The sequence below is a fragment of the Desulfurivibrio modestus genome (assembly GCF_044068625.1).
Classification (GTDB): Bacteria; Desulfobacterota; Desulfobulbia; order Desulfobulbales; family Desulfurivibrionaceae; genus Desulfurivibrio.
In genome coordinates this window covers 56,274-74,735 of the sequence record NZ_JBIPKH010000016.1, presented here as the reverse complement: position 1 = coordinate 74,735, position 18,462 = coordinate 56,274, and the positions used below count along the sequence as shown (strand labels likewise).

16 protein-coding genes are annotated in these 18,462 nt (G+C 62.0%); 11 read left to right on the top strand and 5 right to left on the bottom strand.

Annotation, left to right across the window (positions count from 1 at the left end; all coding sequences use genetic code 11):
- The first annotated feature begins 2 nt into the window (after positions 1 to 2).
- The 6 genes from ACHHRT_RS10445 (at position 3) to ACHHRT_RS10420 (ending at position 6,990) form a co-directional block, all read left to right on the top strand.
- Positions 3 to 2,768 carry an AAA domain-containing protein gene (locus tag ACHHRT_RS10445; RefSeq protein WP_395499708.1) on the top strand — a complete coding sequence of 922 codons (2,766 nt, stop codon included), beginning with the start codon at positions 3 to 5 and terminating at the stop codon, positions 2,766 to 2,768.
- Positions 2,769 to 3,208: 440 nt separating this feature from the next.
- Positions 3,209 to 3,373, top strand: coding sequence for a hypothetical protein (locus ACHHRT_RS10440; RefSeq protein WP_395499707.1), 165 nt, complete (start codon positions 3,209 to 3,211; stop codon positions 3,371 to 3,373).
- 14 nt (positions 3,374 to 3,387) lie between these two features.
- Positions 3,388 to 4,293, top strand: a complete 906-nt coding sequence (locus ACHHRT_RS10435; protein ID WP_395499711.1) for a DMT family transporter — start codon at positions 3,388 to 3,390, stop codon at positions 4,291 to 4,293.
- A 64-nt stretch (positions 4,294 to 4,357) separates the two neighbouring features.
- Positions 4,358 to 4,813, top strand: coding sequence for a YbhB/YbcL family Raf kinase inhibitor-like protein (locus ACHHRT_RS10430; RefSeq protein WP_395499706.1), 456 nt, complete (start codon positions 4,358 to 4,360; stop codon positions 4,811 to 4,813).
- A gap of 38 nt (positions 4,814 to 4,851) precedes the next feature.
- Positions 4,852 to 5,607, top strand: a complete 756-nt coding sequence (locus ACHHRT_RS10425; protein ID WP_395499705.1) for an SDR family oxidoreductase — start codon at positions 4,852 to 4,854, stop codon at positions 5,605 to 5,607.
- Positions 5,608 to 5,943: 336 nt separating this feature from the next.
- The gene (locus ACHHRT_RS10420) at positions 5,944 to 6,990 is read left to right on the top strand and encodes a hypothetical protein (protein ID WP_395499704.1); all 1,047 of its coding nucleotides are present in this window, start codon (positions 5,944 to 5,946) and stop codon (positions 6,988 to 6,990) included.
- 26 nt (positions 6,991 to 7,016) lie between these two features.
- On the opposite strand, the gene ACHHRT_RS10415 is transcribed toward ACHHRT_RS10420, so the two are convergent.
- Positions 7,017 to 7,247, bottom strand: a complete 231-nt coding sequence (locus ACHHRT_RS10415; protein WP_395499703.1) for a hypothetical protein — start codon at positions 7,245 to 7,247, stop codon at positions 7,017 to 7,019.
- A 47-nt stretch (positions 7,248 to 7,294) separates the two neighbouring features.
- Between ACHHRT_RS10415 and ACHHRT_RS10410 the strand changes: the two genes are divergently transcribed.
- The 3 genes from ACHHRT_RS10410 (at position 7,295) to ACHHRT_RS10400 (ending at position 10,237) form a co-directional block, all read left to right on the top strand.
- The gene (locus tag ACHHRT_RS10410; RefSeq protein WP_395499702.1) at positions 7,295 to 7,492 is read left to right on the top strand and encodes a bacterioferritin-associated ferredoxin; all 198 of its coding nucleotides are present in this window, start codon (positions 7,295 to 7,297) and stop codon (positions 7,490 to 7,492) included.
- 108 nt (positions 7,493 to 7,600) lie between these two features.
- The gene (locus tag ACHHRT_RS10405; RefSeq protein ID WP_395499710.1) at positions 7,601 to 8,191 is read left to right on the top strand and encodes a LemA family protein; all 591 of its coding nucleotides are present in this window, start codon (positions 7,601 to 7,603) and stop codon (positions 8,189 to 8,191) included.
- Positions 8,192 to 8,203: 12 nt separating this feature from the next.
- Entirely contained in the window at positions 8,204 to 10,237 is a 2,034-nt protein-coding gene (locus ACHHRT_RS10400) for a M48 family metalloprotease (RefSeq protein ID WP_395499701.1), read from the top strand.
- On the opposite strand, the gene ACHHRT_RS10395 is transcribed toward ACHHRT_RS10400, so the two are convergent.
- Genes ACHHRT_RS10395 through ACHHRT_RS10380 form a run of 4 tightly spaced genes read right to left on the bottom strand, consistent with a single transcriptional unit; the run spans position 10,176 to position 16,533 of the window.
- Positions 10,176 to 11,684: an efflux transporter outer membrane subunit gene (locus tag ACHHRT_RS10395; RefSeq protein ID WP_395499700.1), complete on the bottom strand. Its 1,509-nt coding sequence runs from the start codon at positions 11,682 to 11,684 to the stop codon at positions 10,176 to 10,178. The two genes, ACHHRT_RS10400 and ACHHRT_RS10395, sit on opposite strands and share 62 nt — an antisense overlap.
- The gene (locus ACHHRT_RS10390; RefSeq protein WP_395499699.1) at positions 11,677 to 14,799 is read right to left on the bottom strand and encodes an efflux RND transporter permease subunit; all 3,123 of its coding nucleotides are present in this window, start codon (positions 14,797 to 14,799) and stop codon (positions 11,677 to 11,679) included. Before ACHHRT_RS10390 ends, ACHHRT_RS10395 begins: the two co-directional genes overlap by 8 nt.
- Before the next feature lie 3 nt (positions 14,800 to 14,802).
- Positions 14,803 to 15,954: an efflux RND transporter periplasmic adaptor subunit gene (locus ACHHRT_RS10385; protein ID WP_395499698.1), complete on the bottom strand. Its 1,152-nt coding sequence runs from the start codon at positions 15,952 to 15,954 to the stop codon at positions 14,803 to 14,805.
- Positions 15,955 to 15,969: 15 nt separating this feature from the next.
- Positions 15,970 to 16,533 carry a TetR/AcrR family transcriptional regulator gene (locus ACHHRT_RS10380; protein ID WP_395499697.1) on the bottom strand — a complete coding sequence of 188 codons (564 nt, stop codon included), beginning with the start codon at positions 16,531 to 16,533 and terminating at the stop codon, positions 15,970 to 15,972.
- A 198-nt stretch (positions 16,534 to 16,731) separates the two neighbouring features.
- Between ACHHRT_RS10380 and galE the strand changes: the two genes are divergently transcribed.
- Entirely contained in the window at positions 16,732 to 17,748 is a 1,017-nt protein-coding gene (gene galE / locus ACHHRT_RS10375) for a UDP-glucose 4-epimerase GalE (protein ID WP_395499696.1), read from the top strand.
- 6 nt (positions 17,749 to 17,754) lie between these two features.
- The gene (locus ACHHRT_RS10370; RefSeq protein WP_395499695.1) at positions 17,755 to 18,453 is read left to right on the top strand and encodes a YggS family pyridoxal phosphate-dependent enzyme; all 699 of its coding nucleotides are present in this window, start codon (positions 17,755 to 17,757) and stop codon (positions 18,451 to 18,453) included.
- The last annotated feature ends 9 nt before the right edge of the window (positions 18,454 to 18,462 follow it).

Here is an 18,462-nt window from a genome sequence, read left to right as displayed (position 1 = left end):
TGATCAAAGGCAAGGACTGTACGGATGATGTCCTGCAAATCGTCCAAGAAGCCGAACACACGGACGTGACCTTCAAAAAGGGAAAGCCGTATCGGTATGCCAGCTGCAATGTTGAATATCTTTCAAATCCCGATCACATACCAGTTGATAATTCCCGCTTTATAATCGAGGGCGATGTGTTGTCCGACGTAACGGAGGTTTTGCGCTTCGGAAATTGGGTGAAGATTTTCCACGGCAGTGGAGGCAGCAGATGCTGCCAGCTCTCTGCGTTTTCTGCTAAGTCGATGGAATCATCCAACGGCCGCAGCATGGATGTTCTTGCCTATTTCAGGGAACTGGCTGAAGGCGTTACGCTCAGAACTGATGAAGGCGATTCTCTGCTGGCGATGAAATATCGACAACTCAACACAGTATCGCATCGCAGCATCCTTTCCAGTTTTTTGCAGGCCCGAGCTGTCGATTCGAAGACGGTCGCGTCGGACATTACATCTGCCATTATCTTCCCGTTTGGCTGTAATATGACCCAGAAAACGGCGGTCCAGAGGGCGATTCAGCACCCTGTCTCGCTGGTTCAGGGGCCACCGGGCACCGGCAAGACGCAAACAATCCTTAATTTGATTGGCAACATGCTGCTCCAGAAGAAACGAGTTGCTGTGGTCTCAAACAACAATTCCGCTACCGCTAACGTGCTCGAAAAACTTCAGAAATACGAGCTGGATTTCGTGGCCGCATTTCTCGGCAGCGCACAAAACAAACAGGCGTTCATTGAGGGACAGACGGGTGCAACTGTTCGGATGCCGACGCTCGACGAAGCAGGCCAGGACGAAGATGCTGTGCGCGAGGAGATTATCCGCCTGAATCAGGAGCTTGACAAAAAGTTTGAAACGAAGAACGAGTTGGCGGCCGTGATTCAGCAGATCGATGCGCTCCGGCTTGAATTGGCTCATTTTGAAGGTTTTCAGCAGGAAACGAAGGGGCGCGACTCGAATACTAGGGAGCGGACGTTCCGGCCGAGAGTATCCGCGCGGAAGCTTATGGATTCCTGGCTGGCTTGTGAGCGAGAAGCGAAGCGCCATTCATCCAACGCTTCTTTTGCTTCGTTTCCCACAAGAGCGGCGAGCCGTCATGTCGGCATTCTGGAGAAGATTCGCCTTCTGCTCCGGTTCGGTATGGCAGGGCGACTCTTTTTCCGGCTCAGCGACGAGGAACGTATTTCACTGTTACAGAAGGCCTACTACCTGCGCAAGCTGGCGGAACTGGAGGACAAACGGAAAACGCTTGAGGTTTCGCTCGAAAAGTTCAGTTTCGACAGGCGTCTGAAACGGCTGACCACGCTTTCGATGCAGCTATTGAAACATCGCCTTGCGGAGCGCTACAACAACCGGGCGCGGGCGGTGTTTGCTCCCGAAGACCTCTGGAAGCGGCCGGAAGAATTTCTTGACGAATATCCAATCGTACTGAGCACAACGTTTTCTGTGATCACGTCGGTCCAGAACGGCTATCTGTTTGATTGCGTCATCGTGGACGAGGCGAGCCAGGTCGACCTGCTCAATGGTGTTCTGGCGATGGGCTGCGCAGAGAAGCTCGTGGTCGTCGGCGATCCTATGCAGCTTCCCAACGTATTGACTGAGCAGGACGAAAAACGGGCAAAACTGGTCGCTGAACGATACGAAGTGCCAGGATATGCCCGGTTCGAGCGACACAACTTGCTTACCGCCGTGCGCGCTGCTTTTCGGGAAATTCCCGAGACGCTGCTGCGAGAACATTACCGGTGTCACCCGAGGATCATTCAGTTTTGCAACCAAAAATTCTATGGGGGCGAGCTGCTCGTTATGACGCGAGATCAAGGCGAGTCGGACGTTCTTAAGGCCTATATGACCGTCGAGGGACGGCATGCGCGTGGCACGTTTAATCAGCGCCAGATTGACGAAATTCTAGAAAACGTTTTGCCCGAACTGGGCTCGGTCGAACCAACCGACATTGGCATTGTTTCGCCATATAAAGCACAGACCGCCCGAATGCGGGCGTCTGTCAGCTCGAAGGAGATTGAGGTCGACACGGTGCATAAGTATCAGGGCAGAGAAAAGCGTGTCATGATTATAACGACGGTGTCGAACGAGGCCAACGAATTCGTCGATAACCCGAATCTGCTGAATGTCGCTATATCCCGGGCGCAGGAGAAGTTGCGGCTGGTAGTTTCGAAGGAGATGGCCGAGGGTAATGGCAACGTTGCGGATTTTGTACGTTATATTCGGTACAGCAATTGTGAGGTCATCCCTGGTAGGGTCCGTTCCGTCTTCGATCTCCTTTACAGAGAATACACGACAGCGCGTTTGGAGGTGCTGAAAAAGCGGAAACGAGTTTCAAAGTACGATTCCGAGAACCTCTCCTACGGCGAAATCGAGGCGGTCCTTCAAGAGAAAGCTTATCGGGGCTACAGTGTTGTGATCCAATTCCCGATGTCGATGCTCGTCCGGAATACAGAGGGCCTGACCACTGAGGAATCTGCATATGCGACCCATCCCTGGACTAAAACAGATTTTCTGGTCTACCGTAAAGTCGACAAAAGTCCTGTGCTGGTCATTGAAGTTGATGGATATGCATTCCATCGTGAAGGGACGCGTCAAGCTGAGCGTGATGCGCTGAAGGACCCTGTGTTAAAGAAATGCGGATTGCCGATCCTGCGACTATCGACTATTGGGAGCAACGAGAGGATCCGGATTAGGAAGAAGCTTGAGGATGTGACAGGGGCGCGGGTAGGGCCATGACAAGCAGGCCGGGGAAAACCCCGATGGCACCTTCATCGACAAGATCATCGGGGAGGCGATATATGCCTGACCAGGAACTCGTCTTGGAAGTTTTACTCGACCGCATGAGCATCACCAAAAAACTGGAAGCACTTGAATTCTACTTGTGATGTCTACGTTTGGACGAGTTGGCTGGCAATCCCCAGGTTTTGAGCGGCCTGGTGCATGGGGCGGTAGCCATTTTTTCGCTTGCCGATAATGCCTGGTGACCAGTGGCCGCACTCTGGAAATTCCGGCCTCGAGATCGGCGAAACTTTCAAGCCTCATCGACCGCAAGGGTTTGGGTGACGTTTTGTGAAGGAGATGGTGGGGAACCAGGAGTTCTGGTTCTGGACGAGGCCACCGCTGATTTGGCGGAAGGGTTTCGCTGCGGAAGAAATTCAGGTTAAAATACGCCGACAGTGAGCAAGATCAAGGAGGATGCCATGGAGTTCCAGCTCACTAACAAAGTGGTACTGGTAACCGGCGCCAGCCGGGGCATCGGCGCGGCCTGCGCCAGGGCCCTGGCCCTGTCGGCCGATGTCCGCTCAACGGCGGCAATTACATGGCTTGAGGTCTGGGTTTGATTGCATTGGACAAAATGGTGAGTCTGAGTACCACTTTCGTGGTGCTGGCGGCGCTATGCTGGGGGCTATCGGGCGGGATCGGCGGTATTCTCACCGGCCAGGGCTGGGATCCGGTGGTGGTGTCGTTCTATCGGGGCGCGATCGGTTTTTTGTTCGTTCTCGTCTGGCTGGCCTTGCACCCGCGCGGCAGCGGCCTGGCAAGTCGCCGGTTATGGTTCTGGTCGGTGATCGCCGGGGTGGGGGTTGCCGGCAACTTCGCCTTTTATTTTGTAAGCATTGCGGAGGGCAGTGTCGCGGTTGCCGCGACCCTGATGTACTGCGCCCCGGTGTTCGTCTATCTCGTCTCCTTCACCCTCAAGCTCGAAAGGCCTACTCTGTTCAAGTGGGTCGCCATCGCGCTGGTAATGCTTGGGGTGGTGCTGCTGACCGGTATTTACGAGATCGGCGCGGGGGAGGTCACGCCGCTTGCCGCCGGGGCCGGGCTGCTTTCCGGTCTCTCTTACGCGGTGTTCATTTTCGGCTTCAAGTATGCGGCCCCCCACGGCAGCCCCCAGGCGATCCTGGTGATAGCGTTCGCGGTTCTCGCCGCCATCCTCATCGGGCTGGCCGATGCCGATCAGACCGTGGCCGTGCTGCAAACGTCGAGTTGGCCACTGTTCGTGGTATTGGGGGTGGTTGGCGCCGGCCTGTCGTTCATTTTCTATATCGTCGGCCTGAAGCATACCGCCCCGGCGGTGGCGTCTGTGGTGGCGATGGTCGAGCCGGTCACCGCGTCGCTGTTCGGCGTAGTGGTCTTAAATGAAAGCCTGGCCGCACTGCAGATTTTCGGCATGGGACTGATTTTGATCACGGTTACCGCGCTGAGCGTATATTCGAGCGCTAAAAGCAAGCCCCTTGCGCCCCAGCCACGTGTTGAGTAGTGTTTGACGCTTTGGAGCGTTGAGGCCAAGAATAATGTCAGTCAAGGATTACAAGGAGGTTGCCATGCAACTTACCAGCCCTGCCTTTGCCCACGAGGGCCTGATTCCGGCCCGTTATACCTGCGACGGGGACAACGTCAACCCGCCCCTGGTAATCGCCGGGGTGCCGGAGCAGGCCGTCAGCCTGGTGCTGATCATGGATGATCCCGACGTGCCCAAACAGCTGCGCCCCGACGGCATGTGGGATCATTGGGTGGTCTTCAACATCTCCCCGCAGACCCGGGAGATTGCCGAGAACTCGGAGCCGGCAGGGGTCCACGGCCTGGGCACCGGCAACAATCTGGAGTACTCCGGCCCCTGCCCGCCGGACCGGGAACACCGCTACTTTTTCAAGCTCTACGCCCTGGACTGCAAGCTGGACCTGCCGCAAGGGACCGGCAAGGCCGCCGTGGAACAGGCCATGGCCGGTCATATCCTGGCCCAGGCCCGACTGATGGGGCGCTACAACCGGCCCCGCTGACAGGCGGCCACCCAGAGAACAAAATCAAGGGGGATGCCATGGAGCTCCAACTCACCGACAAAGTGGTCCTGATAACCGGCGCCAGCCGGGGCATCGGCGCGGCCTGCGCCAGGGCCCTGGCGGCTTGTGGCGCCAAAGTGGTGGTCAATTACCTGCAGGCGGCGGCGCAGGCTCGGGCGGTGGTGGCGGAGATCGAGGCCGCCGGCGGCCAGGCCCTGGCCCTGCCGGCCGATGTCCGCGACCCGGAGGCGGTGGCGCAAATGGTGCGGACGGCGGTCCGGGAACTGGGACCCATCGACGTGCTGGTCAACAATGCCCATATCAACTTCCCCATCCAGCCTTTAACCACCATGGCCTGGCCGGAGATCGAGGCCAAGCTGACCGGTGAGATCAAGGCCCTTTACAACTGCTGCCAGGCGGTGTTGCCGGCCATGCGGGAGCGGAAGGCGGGCAAGCTGATCCTGGTCAGCAGCACCCTTTCGCGTTCACCGGGCGAGGGTTTTGCCGCTCACTCCGCCGCCAAGGCCGCTCTGGACGCCATGGCCCGGGGCATGGCCATGGAACTGGGGCCGGAAGGGATTACGGTCAACGTGGTCAGCCCGGGCCTGACCGCCACCGACGCCACCGCCGATCTGCCGCCGGAAATGAAGGAATTCATCACCGCCGCCACCCCTTTGCGTCGGGTGGGTATCCCCGAGGACGTGGCCGGGGCGGTGGTTTTTCTGGCCTCCGCCCTGGCCGATTACATCACCGGCCAGTACCTGCCGGTCAACGGCGGCAATTACATGGCTTAAGGTTTGGGGTTGGTGTAGGGGCGAGCTAACTGCCGGGCCTTGGCGCACAGCCGTCGGTCGCCACGATGGAACTCGCTGGAAGAAATCAAGCGAGCTGGAGGAGAAAGAATTGTACTTATGATGATATGGTCTGTATCGTAACCTTGAAGTCAATACTACAAACTGGACAGTCGTGGGATGTGAAGATGTAACAACCCATTGGGACTAAAGGTGGCGATGATGAATGAGCTTGATTTTAGAGTCCGGAGCCAGCCAGTTTGTAGGGTGTATTCTTGTCGAGTTTTTTCAAGCGTTATTTCTATTCAAGCGTTATTTCTATTATCGTTTTTGATTGTCATGGCTGGGCTGCTCACAGGTTGTGGCGGTGGCGGTGGTGATGTTGGCGGTGGTGGCGGCGACGAAACTACCGAGTATCAGCCGGAGGATAGCGATTACATGGTGGGTCCTCCCGGCGCGATCCTGAAGCTTGACGATCCGGATGGTGCCGGCTACGGCGTGATCGTTGAGATCGCCCCTGGTCAACTGGAGGAGTATCGCACCTTCTATCTTACCGACGACAGGTTTAATGTTTTTAGGACACCGTGGCTGCCGACGGGCTTTTTAGCCTGGCCGCGACGAGACGAGGGCGCATTTTCGATCAAGACCGCCGGAGATCCGCCCTATGAGGTGGTGATGACGATGACCTTTCCCTTGCCGGATCCTCCCCTCAAGGAAGGGGAGATATTTGCCGCCTTCTACCTCGACGAAACTGGCGAGACCGATCGTTGGCGCTTTATTTTGCCCAATCGTATAGACGAGAACACCTTTACCCTGGTCACAACCTATCGACAGACTTGGAATTGGGGGCGGGTAAAGGTGAATACCGTCGACAAGCAGTATCTTGAGGCGGCTATGAACGAACGAGTTGGTGAAGAGCAGACAGCCGACATTGCCGCCATGCTGGAGGAGATCCAGAACGGGATCGCGAATGTAAACTTTTCATCCTCATACTGTGAGGCCTTGAGTATCCTTCACGCGGTATCTTTTGAAACGATTAAACAGGAGGCATACGAGGCGCTGATCAGCAGCCCGATCCCTTCATCCTGCGGCAGTTGTGATCCTGTTTCCCCAGAGTTTGTGGCCGATTTGAGGGAGTTTATAGGGAAATATCTCTGGCTCAAATTTAATGAAATGGCCGTTGGTGGGGCGGTCGAGTTCGGGTGGCGGTTGTACATTATATATCTCTACTTGGATCTCCTCGATCAGGACTGTAACTACATCTGCGTGCAAGGAGCTTTCGAGGCCGGGGAGATGGGGCGGAGCTTCTGGATCGACTGCGGTAGATATCACATAATGGCGGGCCTGCAGGGCATGATCGAGCAAGTTTGTCCCCGTTATTTTTAAATGCGAAGCTTGCCACTTATATAATTTCAGACAACGCCTGGCCCGTAACGAGCCACTTTCCGCAAGTTGAAGACAAGTGTCGATCCAAACAGGTCTGCCCAGCAAATCATGAGCTTCTGGCGCGGGGCGGCCGCCTCGCCCATGCGCCGGCCAGGATTTCTGGCGGTGGCAACATCTGTGGTGTCGCTCTGATCGCCATCGCCGACAATGTTCATGTGGTGGATCATCATGGCCGCATGTACCGCCTGAGTGGTCAACTCTTGACCACCGCTGCGCGAATCTCCCCCCGCGATGAGAGCAACAGATGAATCTTGAGCACTTAGCTCAAAAGATAGGCGAATTGAAGGAAAGTGATCTGGTATGTTATTGTGCTCAGTTTACCCGGAAACAGATCGAAGAAGACTATGTCGATAATGGACGCTCAACGATTCTGGAAAAAATTGCAGATGAGAAAAAGGGTGGTGGGTGCGATTGCGCTCGGAAAAACCCCAAAGGTCGCTGATGCTTAGCTGATGTCCGCCGGGTGGTGGACAAAATTGCCAGCAAAAAATAGCAGATGGCAGCCGCATCGGCTTGGACAGTCAACCACCAGGGAGGAATTATGTCGGCAATGGGGATAATCAGCGTGCTGGTTTTGGTAACGGCGGCCCTGGTGCTGCTTTTGGTGATCGTGGTCTATAACAGGCTGGTCGCTTTCCGCAACCGCTTCAAAAACGCCTTTGCCCAGATCGATGTGCAGTTGAAGCGGCGCTATGACCTGATTCCCAACCTGGTGGAGGTCGCCAAAAAATATATGCAGCACGAGCGGGAAACCCTGGAGGCGGTGATCGCCGCCCGCAACCAGGCCGCCGGGGCCGCCCGGCAGGCCGCCGGCAACCCCGGCGACGGGGCCGCCATCCAGAAGCTGGGCCTGGCCGAGGGGGCCCTGGCCGGGGTGCTGGGGCGTTTGTTTGCCCTGGTGGAGGCTTACCCCGATCTTAAGGCCAACCAGAATATGATGCAGCTCAGTGAGGAGCTGACCTCCACCGAAAACCGGGTCGCCTTTGCCCGCCAGGCCTTCAATGACGGGGTGATGGCCTACAACATCGCCCGGGAGAGCTTTCCGGCCATCATGGTCGCCGGTGCGCTCGGTTTCGATCACGCTCAGTTTCTGGAGCTGGAGAACAAGGAGGAGCGCAAGGCTCCGGTGGTGTCCTTCTAACCGGGCCGACCGATGCGGGATTTTTTCAGGCATCAGGATATCGCCCGGCGCAATTCGTTGAAGCTGGTGCTTTTTTTCACCCTGGCCGCCTGCCTGGTGGTGCTGCTGGTCTCTTCGGCGATCTACGTCCTGCTCTCCTTCGATCCCCAGCGGCTTTATCACGCCGCCACCCCCTTCGACCTCGACCCCGCCGCCTGGGATTATCGGCGCTGGGGTTGGATCGCCTTGCTGGTTTCCGCCTTCATTTTTCTCTGCACGCTCTATAAATATCTTCAACTCAAGAGCGGCGGCGGAGCCTATGTGGCCCAGTTGTGCGGCGGGCGGCTGCTGTTGCCCGATACCGACGACCTGCTGGAGCGGCGGCTGCTGAATATCGTCGAGGAGATGGCCCTGGCCTCGGGGGTCACCGTGCCGGCCGTCTTTCTGCTGGACCGGGAAGGGGGGATCAACGCCTTTGCCGCCGGTTTCAGCCAGGAAGACGCGGTGATCGGGGTGACCCGCGGCGCCCTGACCTACCTGGAGCGGGATGAGCTGCAGGGGGTGGTGGCCCACGAATTCAGTCATATCCTTTACGGCGACATGCTGGTCAATCTCCGCCTGCAGGGGGTGCTCCACGGCATCCTGGCCCTGGGGCTGCTGGGCGAGCTGCTTTTGCGCGGCTCGGCCCGGGGCGCGGGGGTGGCGCGGGTGCCGCTGGTTCGCACCGGCCGGCGGGGGAGCGGCGCCGCTTTCCTGGTTGGGGCGGGGGTGGTCCTTTTCGTGCTGGGCTATATCGGGGCGCTGGCGGGCAAGCTGATCAAAAGCGCCATCGTCCGCCAGCGGGAGTATCTGGCCGATGCCTCGGCGGTGCAGTTTACCCGCAACCCCGACGGGTTGGCCGGCGCCCTGAAAAAGATCGGGGGCTACAGCGGGGGCGCCAGGGTCCTTGACCCCCGGGCGGCGGAATTGAGCCATCTCTATTTCGGCAACGCCCTGGCCGGCCGGAGCTGGGTCTGGCTGAGCACCCACCCGCCGCTGGCCGAGAGGATTCGCCGCTTGCAGCCCGCTTTTAAGGATGAGTTTCCACGCAAGATGCAGCCGGTCCAGGTGTCCGCCGACGAGGCCATGCTGTTTGCGGCCCCGGCCGGGGACGGCTCGGGACGGGGAACCAGGGCGGCTTTGCCCGCCGAGGCGGTGATCCGGATCGCGCCCGGAGCGGATTTGGCTTGGGACGATGAGCGGTTGCGGCAGCTGACGTCCGGTCCGACCCCGGAATATCTGCGTTTGGCCGGGGAACAGCTTCGGGCGCTGCCGGCGGCGGTCCGGGCCGCGGCCCGCAATCCCTTCTCCGCCCGGGCCGTGGTCTATGGGCTGCTGCTCGATGAGGATGCGACTTTTCGCGCCAGGCAACTGGTCGCCCTGGAGGCACAGGCCGATCCCGCGGTTTGGCGGGAGCTGGGCCGGTTGCAGGGGCCGGTCGCGGCCATCAGCCCCGGATTGCGCCTGCCCCTGTCGGATCTGCTGCTGCCGGCCTTAAAGACCCTCTCCCGTGACCAGTATGAAAAGTTCCGCGGCAATGTCCAGCTACTGATCGGGGTCGATCAGCAGCTGGCTCTCTTTGAGTTCGCCCTGCAACATCTGCTGCTGAAAAGGCTGGATCGCCACTTTGGTCTGGCCGGCCGCCCGGCCAGGGGTGGGACCGCCCCCCCGCCGGGGCAATGGGCACAGATCTCCTGCGTGCTCTCGCTGCTGGCCCGACAAGGTCATGATGAAGAACGCGAGGCGCGGCGAGCCTTTATGCGCGCTTCCCGCCGTTTTGCCAAGGAGATGAAGTATCTGGAGTATCTGCCCGCCGGGTTATCTGCCCTGGCCCACTTTGCCGCCGCCCTGGAGGGGCTGGAGTCGGCCCCGCCTCCGCTCAGGGAGAATCTGCTGACCGCGGCCCTGGCCGCGATGATGCACGATGGGGTGGTCACGGTGCGTGAGGCCGAACTCTACCGGGTGATCACCGAATCGCTGGGGATCCCGGCTCCGCCCTGGCTGCTTCTGCTCCGGGAGGGGGATTAGGCGGGAGCGCCGCCAGCAGGTCGTCATCCTGCCAGCCGCCGCCCAGGGCCTTGATCAGGGCCAGGTTGGCCTGCAGTTGCTGGCCGGTGGTGAGCAGGGCCGCCCGCTCTAAAGTGAGGGCGGTGCGCTCACTTTCAATTACCTCCAGATAACTGACCAGGCCGGCCCGATAGCGATGATGGGAGAGCTCGACGCTTTGGCGGGTGGCGGCCAGGGCCCGTTGCTGGGCCTGCTGCTGTTCGGTCAGCAGATCTAGGGCGACCAGGGCGTCGTCCACCTCCTTGAAGGCCTGGAGAATGGTCTGCTGATAGGCGGCCAGGTTTTCCTGGTAGGCGGCCCGGGCCTGCTCCAGGCGGGCCCGGTTGCGGCCCCCGTCAAAGATCGGCAGGCTGATCTGCGGCCCCAGGCTCCAGAGGCGGTTGCCGCTGTTGAGCAGGCGGTCCAGTTCGTTGCTGCCGTAGCCGGCGGCGCCGGTCAGGCGGATGGATGGGAAAAAGGCGGCCTTGGCCATGCCGATCCGGGCCGAAGCCGCCATCAGCCGCCGCTCCGCCGCCGCCACGTCGGGGCGGCGTTGGAGCAGGGCCGAGGGCAGGCCGGGGGCCACCGGTGGCACATCGGGTCCGCTCTCGGCGATCGGGGGCAGGGTGAACCGGCTGGTGGTCTCCCCCAGCAGCAAGGCCAGGGCATGTTCCAGTTCGGCCCGCCGCTGCCGCAGCATCACCACCTCGGCCTCGGTCACCGCCGCTTCGCTTTCGGCCCGGCTGACATCCAGCCGTCCAGCCAGGCCGCTGCTGAAGCGGCTGGTCACCAGGCGCAGGTTCTCCCGTCGCAACTCCAAGGTCTTTGTCAGCAACTCCAGTTCCTGGTCCAGGGTCCAGAGGGAGAAATAGGCCCTGGCCACCTCGCCGTGGAGCAGGAGACGAAAATTTTCCACCTCCGCGGTCGAGGCCGCGAAATCGGCCCCCGCCGCCTCGCTCTGGCGACGCAAGCGGCCCCAGAGATCGATCTCGTAGCCGAGATTGAGGGGCAGGGTGATGGTGGTCGTGGTGATGGCGGTTCCCATGGGGGAGAGATCCTCGGGGGTGCGGCTCCGTTGGGCCGAGGGCTGGAGATCGAGGCGGGGCAGCCGGTCGGCGTCGCTGATCCTGGCGGCGGCCCGGGCCTGGTCCAGGCGGGCCAGGGCAACCCGTAACTCCCGGTTGCCGGCGGCGGCCCGTTGCTGGAGATCGTTCAGCAACGGATCGTGGTAAAGCTGCCACCACTCCCCCTTGGGCAGGTCATCGGCGGGCGGAACTGCCTGGAGGCTGATCAGCTCCCCATTTTCGGTCACCGGCGGGGCATGGCGGTAATCCTCCGGAGTATCAAGCTCCGGCCGCTGGTAGTCGGGGCCCAGGGCGCAACCGCCGCTGAGCAGGAGGAGGGCTAAAAGTAATCCGATTCTAGGCATGATTGTTTTTTCCCTTTTGGCGCTGGATCGCCAGGTTCTCGAACAGCACATAGAAGAGCGGCACAAAGATCAGGGCCAGGGTGCTGGCTGCCAGCATCCCGCCCAGGACCACCGAGCCGATCTCCCGGCGGCTGGCGGCGCCGGCGCCGGTGGCGAAAACCAGGGGCAGGGTGCCGATGATAAAGGTGGAAGCGGTCATTACGATGGCCCGGAAACGCTGGCGGGCGGCGGCCATCGCCGCCTCGGCCGGGCTCATGCCGCCCTCCCGGTTCTGGGCGGCGAACTCGACGATCAGAATCGCGTTTTTGGCCGCCAGCCCAATTAATACCAGCAAACCCACCTGAAAGTAAATATCGTTGGGATACCCTCGCAGCCAGGCGATCAGGGCCGCCCCGAAAACTCCGAAGGGCACCGCCGAGGCCACCGCCAGGGGCAGGGTCCAGCGTTCATACTGGGCGGCCAGGATCAGAAAGACCATCAGCAGACCCAGGCCGAAGGCGGTTCCCCCGGCCCCGGCGGCCACCTCAAGCTGGTAGGCCTCGCCGATCCAGCCCATCAGGGTTTGCCGCCGGTCCTGCAGCTCACCGACCACCGCCTCCATCGCCTCCTTGGCCTGGCCGCTGGTGTAGCCGGGGGCCGGGTCGGCCATCAGGCGGGCGGCCGGGTAGATATTGAACCGGTTGATCACATCCGCGCCGCTGGTCCGCTCCAGGCTCATCAGCGAACTTAAGGGGATCATCTCGCCGCTCCGGGAGCGGACGAAGATATGGCGCAGATCATCCGGCTGGCTGCGGAACTCGCCCTCGGCCTGGAGATTGACCTGCCAGAGGCGGCCGAGATAGGCGAAGTCGTTGACATAGAGGGAACCGAAGGTGCTTTGCAGCGCCTCGAAGACGGTGTTGATCGGGACCCCCATCGCCTTGGCCTTCTCCCGGTCCACCTCGGCCCGGTAGCGAGGGATGCCGGCATCGATGGTGCTGCGGACTCCCACCAGTTCGGGCCGGGCGTTGGCCGCCCGGACCACCCGGCCGGCCAACGCTTCGATCTCATCAGGGGTGGCGTCGCCCCGGATCTGGAGATAGCCCTCCACCCCGCCGGTCAGGGACAGACCCATGATCGGCGGCGGCGTGAAGGCGAAAATGTTGGCCTCGATAATCCCGAAACCCACCCCCATGATCCGACCGGCCAGGGCCTGGGCATGTTGTTCCGGGGCGGGGCGCCGCCGCCAGTCGGAGAGATTGGCAAAACCAAGCAAGGCGTTGGGACGCAGCGAAAAGGCGAAGATGTCGAAGCCGGAGATGGCGGTGAATTCATCGATTTCAGCGATGGCGGTCAACTGCTCGGAGAGGGTGTCCCGCACCTCATTGGTTCGGCCCATGGCCGAGGCCGGCGGCAACTGGCCCACCACCATGACAGCCCCCTGATCCTCCTGGGGCACCAGACCCGAGGGCAGGCGTTCCAGCAGCAAAAACGTCGCCCCGCAGCAGAGCAGAAAGAGGGTCGCCCCCAGCACCCGGCGTCGGATCATGAAACCGGCGCTGGCCACGAAAAAGTCGGTCAGATATTCAAAGATCCGGTTGAAGAGCCGGAAAGGCGCGGCCGGGACGTGGGGCTGCTTATCCAGCAGCACTGCGCACATGGCCGGGGTCAGGGTCAGGGCCACCACCCCGGAGACCACCACCGACACCGTGATGGTCACCGCGAACTGGCGATAAAGCTCGCCGCTGAGGCCCCCGAGAAAGGCCACCGGGGCAAAAACCGCCACCAGCACCAGGGTGGAGGCCACCACCGCCCCGGCCACCTGGCGCATGGTTTCCACCGAGGCCTCGCGGGCCGCCAGCCCCTTTTCCATGATCAGCCGTTCGACGTTTTCCATCACGATAATGGCGTTGTCCACCACGATCCCGATGGAGAGTACCAGGCCGAAGAGGGTCAGCAGGTTGACCGAGAACCCCATAAGCTGCATCCCGGCAAAGGTGCCGATCAGGGAAACGGGGATCGCCGCCACCGGAATCAGGGTGGCCCGGATATGCTGGAGGAAAACGAAGGTGACCAGCACCACCAGAACGGTGGCCACCAGGATGGTAATCATCACTTCGCGGATGGAAATCTCGACGAACTCGGTGGTGTCGTAGGGGATCGTATATTCCAGGCCGGCCGGGAAGCGCTCGCTGATTTGGGCCATCGTGGCTTTGACCCGTTCGCCGGTGGCTAAAGCGTTGGCTCCCGGCTGGAGGTAAACCCCCAGGGGAACGGTGGGGGTGCCGTTGTAGGTGGCGGAAAAATCGTAGCGCTGGGCTCCCACCTCGATCCGGGCTACATCCCCCAGGCGCAGGGTGCCGCCCTGCTGGTCGGCCCGCAGGATCACCCCGGCGAACTCCTCCGGGGTGCTGAACTGGCCCGGGGTGGTGACGGTGTAGGTAAAGGCCTGGCCGGGGGGGGCCGGTTCCCCGCCCAACTGGCCGGCGGCGAACTGGGCGTTCTGCTCCCGCAGGGCGTCGGCCACGTCGGAGGGGGTCAGGCCGTGGCGGGCCAGCTTGTCCGGTTGCAGCCAGATCCTGAGCGAGTAATCCTGGCTGGCGAAGAGGGAGGCGTTGCCGACCCCGGGCAGGCGCGAGAGTTCGTCGATCACGTTGAGCAGGGTGTAGTTGCTGATATAGATCGGATCGTAACGGCCGTCGGGCGAGGAGAGGACCATCACCATCAGTATGTTGGTGGAGCGGGCCTCCACCCGGACCCCCAGATCCCGCACCCGCTGGGGAAGGCGGGCCGTGGCCGCCTGGACCCGGTTGTTGACGTTGATCGCCGCCTGGTCGGGGTTGGTGCCCATCTCGAAGGTCACGGTGATCATCAGCATCCCGGCGTCGGTACTGGTGGACTCCATGTAGATCATGTTGTCCACCCCGTTGATCTCCTGCTCCAGGGGGGCCGCCACCGAGGTGGCGATCACCTCGGCCCCGGCTCCGGGATAGAAGGCCTGGACCACCACCTGGGGCGGGACCACGTCCGGGTATTGCTCCACCGGCAGAATCCGCAGGGAAACCAGGCCGGCCAGGATAATGATGATCGAGATCACACTGGCGAAGATCGGCCGGTTGATAAAGAAGCGGGCCATTTGCTACTCCTTTTGTTCGGCGGAAACGGGGTTGACCGCCATTCCGTCGGCCAGGGCCACCTGGCCGTTGATCACCAGGCGGTCGCCCCTTGCCAGCCCGGAGAGTACCAGTTGCCGGCCGGCCACCTGGGGTCCCAACTCCACCGGCCGGGAGCGGACCGTGTTATCCTCCTCGACGACGAAGAGTTTGGGGCCGGTGCGATCATTGCTGATGGCGGCCGGGGGTACGGCAAAGACCCCGGCGAGTTGGTCAAGCTGCAGCCGGATGCGCAGAAGCTGGCCGGGCACCAGTTCGCTGTCGGGATTGGCGAAGATGGCCCGGGCGTTGACCGTGCCGGTCCGGGGATCGATCACCCGGTCGGTGAAGTCCACCCGGCCCGAATGGCGGTAATCACTGCCGTCGGCCAGGCGGAGAGTCGCTGCAAGGGGCCGGGTGGCTTCGTCGCCGGTCAGGCGCCGGGCCAGGCGGGCGGCATCCTCCTCCGGCAGGGAGAAGCGGAGATGGATCGGATCATGGCTGGTGATGGTGGTGAGCAGGGTGCCGGGTTCGATCAGGCTGCCCTCGGGAAAGGATTCCAGGCCGGTGATTCCGGTGATCGGGGCCTCGACCCGGGTGTAGCGCAGATTGCGGCCGGCATCGGCCAGGGCGGCCTCCACCAGGGCCAGGCGGGCCTCGGCCAGTTGGTGGTTGGTCAGGGCCTGATCCCGCTCCCGCTGGCTGATGGCGTCCTGTTGATAAAGGGTGGTACTGCGCGCCATCTCCCGCCGGGCCTGCTCCAGATCGGCTTTGGCCGCGGCCTGTTCGGCCCGGGCCCGTTGCATGGCGATGGCAAAGGGTTCCGGGTCGATCCGGAAGAGGGGATCACCCTCCGCCACCGCCTGACCTTCCAGGAAGAGTCGCTTTTCCAGGATTCCCGCCACCCGGGCCCGGACCTCCACCTCGCGGGAGCCGTGGACCCGGCCGGCGTATTCGGCCTCCACCGCGATATTCTCCGGTTCCACGGTCAGGACTGCAACCGGCATCGGCGGTGGTCCCTGCGGTCCACCATCGGGAGTTCCGTTGCCGCAGCCGGAGATCAGCAGCAGCGATCCCAGGAGCAGCAATAGCCGCAGGGTGGCCGGCGAGGGGGCAATGACGAAACGATGACTGTTCATGCTCTATTTTCTCCTCTATTCCCGAATGGCGTCCCAGGAGGCCCGCACAGTCAGGGCCATAATTTTCTGATCCACCACCAGGTTGCGATTGCTGTGCTCCTTGGCCAGGGCCACCAGCGGTCCCCAGGCGAGGGCCTCCAGAACCCGCGGGGGGGCATCCTTGCACAACCCCTGTTCCCGGGCCTCGCGGATGGTCTGGAAAACGATGCTGTCCTCTTCCGGGAAGCGCGAGGCGGATGCGGTGGCGTAGGAAGAGTAGTAGTATAGCTCCATAAAACGGAACTCATCGGGGGCGGCGATGAAGATCCGCAACAGGACGGCGAAAATCTGCTCCAGGCGCTCCCGGGGCGGCAGGCGGGGATCGAGTTCGGCCAGGATCGTCTGCTGGTAGTGCTGGTGCAGTTCGGTACACAGTTGGTGGACCAGGCTGTCCTTATCCTTGAAATAGCGGTAGATGGTCCCGACCCCGACCCCGGCCCCGGCGGCGATGGCCGAGGTCGGCGCGCCATGGAAACCCCGCTCGGCAAAGAGTTGCAGGGCCGCCGTCATGATCAGTTGCCGTTTGTCGCTTTTCGCCATCGCCGTTTCCTGCGGGTGTTGCTCCTCCGTCGATGACGGAGTGAATGTTCACTCCGTCATCGATAGCAGTTGATTCGCCGAATGTCAAGGGGAGTTGGCGTCCGGGAGAGGGTGTGGTCGATATTCCATTTCCTCGCCTCCTGTGGTAGAAGAGCGATGACCGGTCGATGGGATCGGCGGATAAGCGGGAGGTGAACTTTGAATATTCTGATAACCGGCGGCAACGGCTATATCGGTTCCCACGCCTGCCTGGTTTTACAACAGGCCGGCCATGGGGTGGTAAGTCTGGATAATTTGAGCAACTCCCGGGCCGATGTGGCGGAGCGGGTGGCGCGGATCAGCGGTCGGCCGCTCAGGTTGGTGGAGGGTGATGTCCGTGACCGGGAACTGCTGGAGCGGGTGTTGCGCCAGGAGAAGATCGAGGCGGTGTTCCATTTTGCCGGTCTGAAGGCGGTGGGGGAGTCGGTTAGCCGGCCGCTGCGCTACTACGACTGCAATGTCGGCGGGGCCGTGGCCCTTTGCCGGGCGATGGCGGCGGCGGCGGTCAAGGTGCTGGTTTTCAGCTCCTCGGCCACCGTCTATGGCGAACCGGCCCGGATGCCGGTGGCCGAGGATTGCCCGCTGGGGGAGCCCACCAACCCCTATGGCCGCTCCAAGCTGATGATCGAGCAGATCCTGGCCGACCTGAGCCGGGCCGACCCCAGCTGGCGGATCGCCCGCTTGCGCTACTTCAATCCGGTGGGGGCCCATGAAAGTGGTCTGATCGGCGAGGATCCCAGCGGGGAGCCCGCCAATCTGATGCCCTATGTGGCCCAGGTGGCGGCCGGGAAAAGAGAAAGTTTACAGGTGTTCGGTACCGATTACCCCACCGCCGACGGCACCGGGGTGCGGGACTATATCCATGTGATGGATCTGGTGGAGGGCCATCTGGCCGCCCTGGAATATCTCCGCCGCCATCCCGGTCTGTTGACGGTTAATCTCGGTACCGGCCGCGGGCTGTCGGTCCTGGAGATGGCTGAAACCTTCGCCCGGGTTTCCGGTCGGCCGGTACCCTACCGGGTGACGGCAAGGCGGCCCGGTGATGTCGCCGCCTGCTGGGCCGATCCCGCCCTGGCCCAGCGGTTGCTGGGTTGGCGGGCCCAAAGAAGCGTGGAAGATATGTGTCGGGACACCTGGCGCTGGGTCTCAGGCGGGGTTGGCGGCGCAAGGGAGTGAGGATTGATGGGAACGATTGCCGATAATCTGGCGGCGGTGCGGGCTCGGATTGCCGCCGCCGCCCGCAGGGCCGGGCGTGATCCCGACGCGGTGCGCCTGGTGGCGGTGAGTAAGCGGGTGCCGACGGAACGCCTGCGGCAGGCCATTGCCGCCGGCCAGCGACTGTTTGGTGAAAACTACCTTCAGGAGGCCCAGGAGAAGATCGCGGAATTTGATCCGGCCGGCGAACTGGGCTGGCATTTCATCGGCCATCTGCAGAGCAACAAGGCGAAGGCGGCGGCGGAAAATTTCACCATGGTGGAAACGGTGGACCGGCTGAAGCTGGCCACCCTGCTTGATCGTCATGCCGCCATGGCCGGAAGGGTGCTGGCGGTACTGGTTCAGGTTAATGTCGGCGGTGAAAGGCAAAAATCCGGGGTGGCTCCGGAACAGGCCGCCGAGTTGCTGCGAGCCATGGCGGGGTTGCCGGCCCTGCGGGTGATGGGGCTGATGACCATGCCGCCCTGGTCGGCCGAGGCGGAGGCCAGCCGCCCCCACTTTCGCCGCTTGCGGTTTCTGGCCGAGGAGCTGACGGCCCAAGGCCTGCTGGGGCGCCACGGCAAGGTGGAGTTATCCATGGGGATGTCGGGGGATTTTGAGGTGGCGGTGGAGGAGGGGGCCACCCTGGTGCGGGTGGGCACCGCCATTTTCGGCCCCCGCCTTTGAAGATCGGGA

What these genes read in the sequence shown, in the direction of transcription:
- ACHHRT_RS10420 (WP_395499704.1), top strand. Translation starts at nt 5,944, where the DNA reads ATGGCTGGGCTGCTCACAGGTTGTGGCGGTGGCGGTGGTGATGTTGGC.
- ACHHRT_RS10385 (WP_395499698.1), bottom strand. Translation starts at nt 15,954, where the DNA reads ATGAACAGTCATCGTTTCGTCATTGCCCCCTCGCCGGCCACCCTGCGG.
- ACHHRT_RS10390 (WP_395499699.1), bottom strand. Translation starts at nt 14,799, where the DNA reads ATGGCCCGCTTCTTTATCAACCGGCCGATCTTCGCCAGTGTGATCTCG.
- ACHHRT_RS10435 (WP_395499711.1), top strand. Translation starts at nt 3,388, where the DNA reads ATGGTGAGTCTGAGTACCACTTTCGTGGTGCTGGCGGCGCTATGCTGG.
- ACHHRT_RS10400 (WP_395499701.1), top strand. Translation starts at nt 8,204, where the DNA reads ATGCGGGATTTTTTCAGGCATCAGGATATCGCCCGGCGCAATTCGTTG.
- ACHHRT_RS10395 (WP_395499700.1), bottom strand. Translation starts at nt 11,684, where the DNA reads ATGCCTAGAATCGGATTACTTTTAGCCCTCCTCCTGCTCAGCGGCGGT.
- ACHHRT_RS10410 (WP_395499702.1), top strand. Translation starts at nt 7,295, where the DNA reads ATGAATCTTGAGCACTTAGCTCAAAAGATAGGCGAATTGAAGGAAAGT.
- ACHHRT_RS10405 (WP_395499710.1), top strand. Translation starts at nt 7,601, where the DNA reads ATGGGGATAATCAGCGTGCTGGTTTTGGTAACGGCGGCCCTGGTGCTG.
- ACHHRT_RS10430 (WP_395499706.1), top strand. Translation starts at nt 4,358, where the DNA reads ATGCAACTTACCAGCCCTGCCTTTGCCCACGAGGGCCTGATTCCGGCC.
- ACHHRT_RS10380 (WP_395499697.1), bottom strand. Translation starts at nt 16,533, where the DNA reads ATGGCGAAAAGCGACAAACGGCAACTGATCATGACGGCGGCCCTGCAA.
- ACHHRT_RS10425 (WP_395499705.1), top strand. Translation starts at nt 4,852, where the DNA reads ATGGAGCTCCAACTCACCGACAAAGTGGTCCTGATAACCGGCGCCAGC.
- ACHHRT_RS10370 (WP_395499695.1), top strand. Translation starts at nt 17,755, where the DNA reads ATGGGAACGATTGCCGATAATCTGGCGGCGGTGCGGGCTCGGATTGCC.